The following is a 7,504-nucleotide window of genomic DNA, read 5'->3' as shown; positions in this document are numbered from 1 at the left end:
CGCACGTTCTGACGCGTCAGAACGTGCGCAACCGCATGTTCGGCCGGGCGGGACGGTCAGGCGGAGGCGCCCTCCGGCGCCGGTGTGCCGTCGGGCAGGGCGTGCCGGCGGTCGTCACGCATGAGGACGCTCGCGACGATCGTCACCACGACCACGACGACGCCCATGACGATGTACGAGTGGCCGAAGCCGATCGTGTCGTACGCGGCGCCGAACGCCCACGAGAAGATGACGATGCCGATCTGCTTGGCCATGTTGAAGCCGAGCATGTAGGCCGTGGCCGAGATCCGGACGTCGAACATGCGAGTCAGGTACTTCATCACCGAGATCAGCATGAGCGGCATCTCGATCGCGGCGAGCAGGCGCCAGACGACCAGCATCTCGGTGGAGGTGAAGAACGCCGAGCCGAGCACGCGCACGACGAGGACCAGGCCGAACAGGAGGAGGCCGTTCTTGGCGCCGATCCGGTTGATGAGGAACGGCGTCGCGATCATGACGACCGCCTCGAGCAGGATCTGCACGAACACCACGCGCGAGAACAGCACCTGCGAGTCGATGCCGCCGGTGACGAACTGCGCGAAGTAGTTGGGGAACTGCTGGTCGAACACGTCGTAGAGGGCCGCCGTACCGAACATCAGCACCATGAAGCCGACGAACGACCGGTTCGTGAGGAGCTCCTTGACGGTGGCGAGGGAGACCTTGGTGCGGGCGCCTCCGTCGGCGTCGCCGCTCACCGCCGCGTACCCGGGCTCGCCCGGCTTGGGGGTGCGCGCCACGAAGAGGAGCACCCCGAGGACGATCGCGGAGAAGGTCCCGGCCCACCAGATGTTGTCGGGGTTCGAGGCCCAGATGAACCCGCCGACGAGGGACGCGGTGGCACCGGCGACCGAACCGAACAGGCGCACGTGCCCGTACTCGAAGCCGTTCGCCCGCGCGTTGCGCTCGTTGAAGGTCTCGACGATGCCGACGCCCGCGTTGAGCGTCAGCGACAGGAAGATGCCGCCGACGACGGCGCCGAGCACCTGGTTCGCGTTGACGATCGGCGTGAACACGAACGCGAAGAACGGCCCCATCATCGCGCCGACCAGGACGACGAAGGCGAAGAGGTTCTTGCGGAAGCCGAGCTTGTCCTGGATGAAGCCGTAGAACGGCTGCAGGCAGAACGCCGTGAACGCCATCACCGAGTTCAGCAGACCGATGTTGCCGTGCGACATCCCGGCCTCGGTCTCCAGCCAGCGGCTGAGGAACGTGAAGGCGAGCTGCCAGATCGCGAAGTAGAAGAAGAACAGTCCGCCGAAGTTCCAGAACGCGGGCTTGCGCAGCGAGTCCCGAGCGCGGGGCTTGGTGGCGCCGTCGGGGGTCGCGGTGGTGGTGCTCATCAGAAGGCTCCGTCGGCGGGGAGGACCTCGGTCGAGGTCGGGGTGGGGCGGGTGTCGGGCACCGGCGTGCCCCACACGGGGTTGCCGTCGGCGTCGAAGGGCAGCACCTGCGCGCGGGCGTGGCGGTTCGGGTCCCACAGCGGGTCGCCGGAGATCTCGGTGTAGGTGCGCGCGTGGTAGACGAGGACGGCGTCGCCGTCGGGCGTCTCGGTGAACGAGTTGTGGCCGGGGCCGTACTGGCCCACGGACGGGTCGCTGACGAACACGGGCTCGGTGCTCTTGGTCCACGACGCCGGGTCGAGGAGGTCGGCGCCCGAGTCCGCGGTGAGGAGGCCCATCGCGTAGTCGATGCCGGTGGCGGCGCCGGAGTAGGTGAGGAAGACGCGGCCGTTCCGGACGAGGACGGACGGGCCCTCGTTGACCCAGAAGCCCTTGGTCTCCCAGTCGAACTCGGGGCGCGTCAGCTCGACCGCCGGGGTGGCGAGCGTCCACGGGTTCGCCATGCGGGCGATGTACAGGTTGGAGTGGCCGCGGACCGTGAGGTCCTGCTGCGCCCAGACGAGGTACTGCTCGCCGTCCGTCACGAAGCTCGTGGCGTCCAGCGCGAACGACTCCCACCCGGTGTCCACCTGGCCGCGCTCGATCCACTCCCCCTCGAAGGGGTCGTCGGCGGTGTTCTCCAGCACGAAGATGCGGTGGTTGAACGTCTCGTTCTCGCTCGGGGCGTCCACGGTGCCGTGGTCCACGGGGGCGGCGGCGTAGTAGACGTACCAGGCGCCATGCACCCGGTGGATCTCGGGGGCCCAGATGAGCTGCGACTGCGGGCCGGTGGCGTGCCGCTCCCAGATCGTCACCTCCTCGGCCTTCTGCAGGTCCTCGAGGCGGTCGGCGCGGCGCAGCACGATGCGGTCGTACCGGGGGTGCGACCCCGTGAAGTAGTAGGTGCCCTCGTGCCGGAGCACGCACGGGTCGGCGCGCTGCAGCACGATCGGGTTGACCGTGACCTGGTCCGTCAGTTCGGCCTGCATGGTGTCTCGTCCTCCGGTGTCCTGCTCTGGTCCGGCAGCGCGCAGCGGTGCTGCTCCACGGGAGAATGTAAACGATGTAAACCGACCCGCGCTGTGACCTCGGAGACGCCTTTCCCGAGAGCCGCGCCATGACCTGCGCGAAGGTGCCCGCGATGTGACGAGGCCCACCCCGGAGCCGCCCACGGAGCAGGACGGTGGGTGCCTCAGGGCGTGACGACGAGCCCCAGCGACTCGGCGAGGACGACCGCCTGGGCCGGGTCGACGACGGCGCCGGTCAGCCGGGCCGCGCGCGGGTCCAGCGCCGACAGGTCGGTGCCGCGCAGCACCGCCCCGCGCAGGTCGACGTCGGCCAGCTCCGCGCCCGACAGGTCCACGCCGATCACCGTGGCCCCGGACAGCCGCGCCCCGTCGAGGTCGGCCTCGCGCATCCGCAGGCCCTCGAGGTGGACGCCGTCCATCGCCGCCCGGCGCAGCGTGACGAAGGACCAGTCCCCGCGCTCCGCCCGCAGCAGGTCGAAGCGGCAGTCGTCGAAGCGGGAGCCCACGAGCTTGCAGCCCTCGAACGACGCGTCGAACAGGTTGGTGCGGCTGAACGTGCACCCCGTGAACGCGGACTCCCGCCACGCCGACGCGTTGAACCGCGCCCCGCGGAACGTGCACTCCTCGAAGGTGGCGCCGGTGGCCGTCACCTCCGTGAGGTCGACCTCCACGAGCTCCACCCGCTCGAACGTGCGGCCGGAGAGGTCCCGGCCGTACCAGTCCTCACCCCGCACGGTGCTCCCCGGTTCGATCGTATCCGGGACGGTCCTCCGCTCGGCGTCGCTCATCCCCGAACGCTAGCCCGACCCGACGACACCGGCCGCGCCCTCGGTGCGGCGCCCCGCGCCCACGCCGAGGCGTAACCCGACCGCGGACAGATGGCGACATCCCGGGCATCGCTCTGTCACGCGGACTACCTCGCGGGATCTCGCGCTACCTCGGCCTGGTCCGGACTACCTCGCGGGATCTCGTGCTACCTCGGCAGGTCGGGCACGACCTCGGCGGAGCGGGTGACACTGGACCCGTGCCCGACACGACGACGCCCCGAGGGCTGATCCTGACGCCCGGCGCGGGCGCGAGCCGCGACCACCACACGCTCGTGGCGGTGGAGCGGCGGCTGGCCGCGCTCGACCCGCCGCTGCCCACCGAACGCGTGGACTTCCCGTACCGGCTGGCGGGCAAGCGGATGCCCGACCGGCCGCCGGTCGCCGTCGCGCACCTGCGCGACGAGGCGGAGCGGTTCGCCGGGTCGCTCGGCGTCGGGACCGACGCGCTGCTGCTGGGCGGCCGGTCGTACGGCGGACGGATGTGCTCGATGGCGGTGGCCGAGGGCCTGCCCGCGGCGGGCCTGGTGCTGCTCAGCTACCCGCTGCACCCGCCGGGCAAGCCCGAGAGGCTGCGGGTCGAGCACTTCCCGCAGCTCGACGTCCCCGTGCTGTTCGTCTCGGGCGACCGTGACCCCTTCGGCAGCCCGGACGAGCTGGCCGAGCACGCGGCGTCGATCCCCGGCCCGGTCACGACGATCACGCTGCCCGGCGCGCACGACGTGCGCGGCAAGGACGACGACGTCGCGGCCGCCGTCGCGGACTGGGCGCGGACGCTCTGACCTTCCCGCGCGCCCGCATGTCCACCGATGCGCGCTTTTGTCCGCTCGCGCTCGGCACGACCGTCCGCCTGCCAGCATCTGTCCCGTCACGACCGTCGTCCGACGGCACATGTGTGCAAGGAGGCCCTCATGTCCACGAGAAAGCTCCGACGCTCCGGCGTCGCGTTCCTCGCCGTCGGCGCCGTCGCCGCGCTCGGCGCCTGCAGCGGCGGCGACGCCTCGGGCGGCGGCGACGAGGACGTCACCCTCACGTTCGCGTGGTGGGGCGACGCGTCGCGCGCCGAGCGGTACGAGAAGGCGATCGACCTGTACGAGGAGAAGAACCCGCACGTCACCATCCAGTCGTCCTACGCGTCGTTCGCCGACTACTGGACGTCCCGGAACACGGAGGCCGCGAGCGGCAGCCTGCCCGACGTGTTCCAGATGGACGTCTCGTACCTGTCGCAGTACGGCGGCACCGGGCAGATCGCCGCGCTCGACGAGTTCGCCGCGGACGGCACGATCGACATCTCGACGTTCCCGGAGAACGTCATGCCGGCCGCGAAGGTGGACGGCAGGCTGGTCGGCATCCCGACCAGCACGGGCGGCATCGCGAACTTCTTCAGCACGGGTCTCCTGAAGGGCCTCGGGGTCGACGTGCCCGACGGCGACCTCACCTGGGACGAGTACGACGCCGTCCTGTCCCAGGTCGGCAAGGCCGGCGCGGACCACGACCCGAAGGTGAGCGGGTCGACGCAGTACACGCAGATCTGGACGGTCTTCGAGATCTGGCTCGCGCAGCAGGGCAAGTCGCTCTACACCGCGGACGGCGCGCTCGGCTTCACGGAGGCCGACCTCACCGCGTGGTGGGAGCGCGCGACGCCGCTGTTCGACGACGACGGGTTCATCGACCCCAAGCGGCAGGAGCAGCTCAACGGCGCGGACGTGCTGGGGTCGGGCGTCACGGCGAGCGAGCTGAGCTTCTACAACTTCCTGGTGCGCTTCTCGGAGGGCAGCGCGGGCGGCGAGTTCGCGATGACGCTGCCGCCGGCCGACGATCCGGGCAACCGGGGCCTGTACCTCAAGCCGTCGCTGGAGCTGTCCATGTCGGCGAACTCGGAGCACCCCGAGGAGGCGGCGAAGTTCATCGACTTCATCGCCAACGACCCCGAGGTGAGCAAGGAGTTCGGCCTCTCGCGCGGCGCCCCGATCTCCCAGCCCGCGCTCGACGCCCTTGAGCCGGAGGGCCTCGACAAGCAGATCCTCGAGTACTGGGAGCAGCTGTCCGAGGTGGCCGGCGACACTCCCCCGCCGCCGCCCGAGGGCGCCGGCGCCGTGGAGGTCGAGTTCACCCGCATCGCGCAGGACATCGGCTTCGGCACCACCGGCCTCGACGACGGCGTCAAGGAGTTCTTCTCCATCGCCCCGGGGATGCTGGGCTGACGACCCGCACTCGCATCGAGCGTGCTGCCCTGATCCTCGAACAGCGGTCTTGAGGATCAGGGCAGCACGCTCGACGCGTTGCCTTCAGCGGCCGCCCGCCGGCGTCGCCGGGTACTCGGCGGGCTTCTTGCCCAGCTCGACGGCGAGCTCGTGCCGGCCCGCGAGGATGTCGGCCCGCTCCTCGTCGCGCTGGCGCAGGGCGTCCGCCTGCAGCTCGGGCGAGAGGTGGTCCCAGTACAGGGTGCCGTCGAGGTGCTGCGCCTCGTGGATGAAGGCGCGGGCCAGGAACCCGCGGCCGGAGAGCTGCACCGGGCCTCCGTGCTGGTCGACGCCCCGCACGGTGGCGGCACCGGGCCGCTCCAGCGGCTCGTACGCGCCGGGCACCGACAGGCACCCCTCGTCCTCGGTCTCCGGCTCGGCGTCGTGGTCCATCTCGAGCACGGGGTTGACGACGTGCCCCACGTGCCGGTCGCCGCGCTCGTCGGTGACGTCGTAGACGAACAGGCGGATCCCGACACCGACCTGCGGCGCCGCCAGCCCCACGCCCTCGGCGTTCTCCATCGTGGCGAACATGTCGTCGACCAGGCGCGCGAGCTCCGGCGTGGAGAACGTCTCGACGGTCGCGGCGGGGGTGTGCAGCACCGGCTCGCCGATCTCCGTGATCCGCAGCACGCGGCCGCGCGCCGCCTCCGGCGCCTGGGCCGGGTACGGGTCGGCGGGCTCCCCCAGCAGGTACGTGGTGGGCCGACGTCGTCCGAAGCTCCAAGCCATGCGCCGAGCCTATTTCAGGACGACGGGGACCCGCGCCCAGCCGCCGACGGGCGGCGCCTCGCGCACCGGCGCCTCGTCGTCGGCGGGCAGGATCCGTTCGGTGCCGGCCAGCAGCTCGGAGACCGCGACGCGCAGCTCCATCAGGGTGAGCGCCCTGCCGGGGCAGACGTGCGGCCCGACGCCGAACACGAGGTTCGCGGCGGCGTTCTCCTCGGGGCGGAACGCGTCCGGGTCGCCGAAGACCTCCGGGTCGCGGTTCGCGGCCGTCCAGCTCAGCAGCACCCGGTCGCCGGCCGGGACGGTGCGGCCGCCGATCTCCACGTCGCGGGTGGCGCGCCGCCGGTTCGACACGAACGGGTCGTCGATGCGCAGCACCTCCTCGATGGCGGCCTCGATCGCGGCGTGCTCGCCGCGAGCGACGCGCTCGCGGGTGACGTCCTGCCGGTCGGGGTGGGTGGCGAGCCGGTGCACGACCACCCCGAGGCACGCCGCCAGGGACCCCAGGTCGCCGGCCGTCCAGTTCCGCAGGATCGAGACGACCTCGGCGTCCGTGAGCGGGCGGCCGTCGACCGTCTCGTGCAGCAGCCTCGTGGTGACGTCGTCGGGCGCGGCGTCCCCGGCCTCGCGCCGCTCGCGCACCAGCGACCCCACGAGCTCGTCGAACCGCGCGGCGACGGCCGCCGTGCGCGTCAGGTCGCCGGAGCGGGTGGCGTCGTGGTTGTCCGCCATCCACGCGACGAGCGCCCCCTCCAGCTCGGCCGGCCAGCCGAGCCACGTCGTCTGGGTGCGCACCGCGAACGGGGCGCCGAGGTCCGCGATGGCGCCGACCGTGCGCCCGCGCGGCAGCGCGGCGACGATCGCCGCCGCGTGCGCGCGGCACTGCTCCTCCTGCTCGGCGACGGCGGCGTCCGTGAGGTAGCGGTCGACGACGGCCCGGTACGCCGCGTGCTCCGCGCCGTCGAGCGAATTGGGGATCGCCCGGTGCCGGCCGGCCGCGCTGGAGAACGTCTCCGGGTCGGTCGCGGCGGCGACCACGTCCGCGTGCCGCAGCAGCGTCCACGTGCCGAGCCCGTCGTGGTCCACGGGGCACACCCCGCGGCGGGCGTCGAGGTGGGCGCGCAGATCGGCGGGGCCCGTGGCCCCCGCGTGGGCGTCGGTCGTCATGGCCCCACCGTAGGGGCGGGCGTCTCGTGGTTCTCCCCGAGCCGTGTCATACCGCAGGGGGACCCCCGCCGGCGCGGAATCCGCTCGTGGTCCGA

7 protein-coding genes are annotated in these 7,504 nt (G+C 72.1%); 2 read left to right on the top strand and 5 right to left on the bottom strand.

Annotated features, from left to right (window positions below; all coding sequences use genetic code 11):
* Positions 1-56 precede the first annotated feature (56 nt).
* The 3 genes from ACFQ8Y_RS14660 to ACFQ8Y_RS14650 form a co-directional block, all read right to left on the bottom strand.
* The gene (locus tag ACFQ8Y_RS14660) at positions 57-1,379 is read right to left on the bottom strand and encodes an oligosaccharide MFS transporter (RefSeq protein WP_430552450.1); all 1,323 of its coding nucleotides are present in this window, start codon (positions 1,377-1,379) and stop codon (positions 57-59) included.
* Positions 1,379-2,407 carry a family 43 glycosylhydrolase gene (locus ACFQ8Y_RS14655; protein ID WP_430585939.1) on the bottom strand — a complete coding sequence of 343 codons (1,029 nt, stop codon included), beginning with the start codon at positions 2,405-2,407 and terminating at the stop codon, positions 1,379-1,381. Before ACFQ8Y_RS14655 ends, ACFQ8Y_RS14660 begins: the two co-directional genes overlap by 1 nt.
* Before the next feature lie 203 nt (positions 2,408-2,610).
* Positions 2,611-3,234 carry a pentapeptide repeat-containing protein gene (locus tag ACFQ8Y_RS14650; RefSeq protein WP_430552448.1) on the bottom strand — a complete coding sequence of 208 codons (624 nt, stop codon included), beginning with the start codon at positions 3,232-3,234 and terminating at the stop codon, positions 2,611-2,613.
* A 236-nt stretch (positions 3,235-3,470) separates the two neighbouring features.
* Between ACFQ8Y_RS14650 and ACFQ8Y_RS14645 the strand changes: the two genes are divergently transcribed.
* Together ACFQ8Y_RS14645 and ACFQ8Y_RS14640 are read left to right on the top strand one after the other, a co-directional pair.
* Positions 3,471-4,052, top strand: a complete 582-nt coding sequence (locus ACFQ8Y_RS14645; protein ID WP_430552447.1) for an alpha/beta family hydrolase — start codon at positions 3,471-3,473, stop codon at positions 4,050-4,052.
* A gap of 129 nt (positions 4,053-4,181) precedes the next feature.
* Positions 4,182-5,474 carry an ABC transporter substrate-binding protein gene (locus tag ACFQ8Y_RS14640; RefSeq protein WP_430585938.1) on the top strand — a complete coding sequence of 431 codons (1,293 nt, stop codon included), beginning with the start codon at positions 4,182-4,184 and terminating at the stop codon, positions 5,472-5,474.
* Positions 5,475-5,558: 84 nt separating this feature from the next.
* On the opposite strand, the gene def is transcribed toward ACFQ8Y_RS14640, so the two are convergent.
* Together def and ACFQ8Y_RS14630 are read right to left on the bottom strand one after the other, a co-directional pair.
* Positions 5,559-6,245 carry a peptide deformylase gene (gene def, locus ACFQ8Y_RS14635; protein ID WP_430552445.1) on the bottom strand — a complete coding sequence of 229 codons (687 nt, stop codon included), beginning with the start codon at positions 6,243-6,245 and terminating at the stop codon, positions 5,559-5,561.
* Positions 6,246-6,254: 9 nt separating this feature from the next.
* The gene (locus tag ACFQ8Y_RS14630) at positions 6,255-7,409 is read right to left on the bottom strand and encodes a cytochrome P450 (RefSeq protein WP_430564004.1); all 1,155 of its coding nucleotides are present in this window, start codon (positions 7,407-7,409) and stop codon (positions 6,255-6,257) included.
* Between the last annotated feature and the right edge of the window lie 95 nt (positions 7,410-7,504).

This window comes from Isoptericola sp. NPDC056605 (genome assembly GCF_042792795.1).
GTDB lineage: Bacteria > Actinomycetota > Actinomycetes > Actinomycetales > Cellulomonadaceae > Isoptericola.
This window is presented reverse-complemented; position numbering and strand designations above follow the sequence as displayed.

Bases quoted from the DNA above. Each gene is read 5' to 3' on its own strand.
- ACFQ8Y_RS14630 (WP_430564004.1), bottom strand. From the start codon at position 7,409: ATGACGACCGACGCCCACGCGGGGGCCACGGGCCCCGCCGATCTGCGC.
- def (WP_430552445.1), bottom strand. From the start codon at position 6,245: ATGGCTTGGAGCTTCGGACGACGTCGGCCCACCACGTACCTGCTGGGG.
- ACFQ8Y_RS14655 (WP_430585939.1), bottom strand. From the start codon at position 2,407: ATGCAGGCCGAACTGACGGACCAGGTCACGGTCAACCCGATCGTGCTG.
- ACFQ8Y_RS14660 (WP_430552450.1), bottom strand. From the start codon at position 1,379: ATGAGCACCACCACCGCGACCCCCGACGGCGCCACCAAGCCCCGCGCT.
- ACFQ8Y_RS14650 (WP_430552448.1), bottom strand. From the start codon at position 3,234: ATGAGCGACGCCGAGCGGAGGACCGTCCCGGATACGATCGAACCGGGG.
- ACFQ8Y_RS14640 (WP_430585938.1), top strand. From the start codon at position 4,182: ATGTCCACGAGAAAGCTCCGACGCTCCGGCGTCGCGTTCCTCGCCGTC.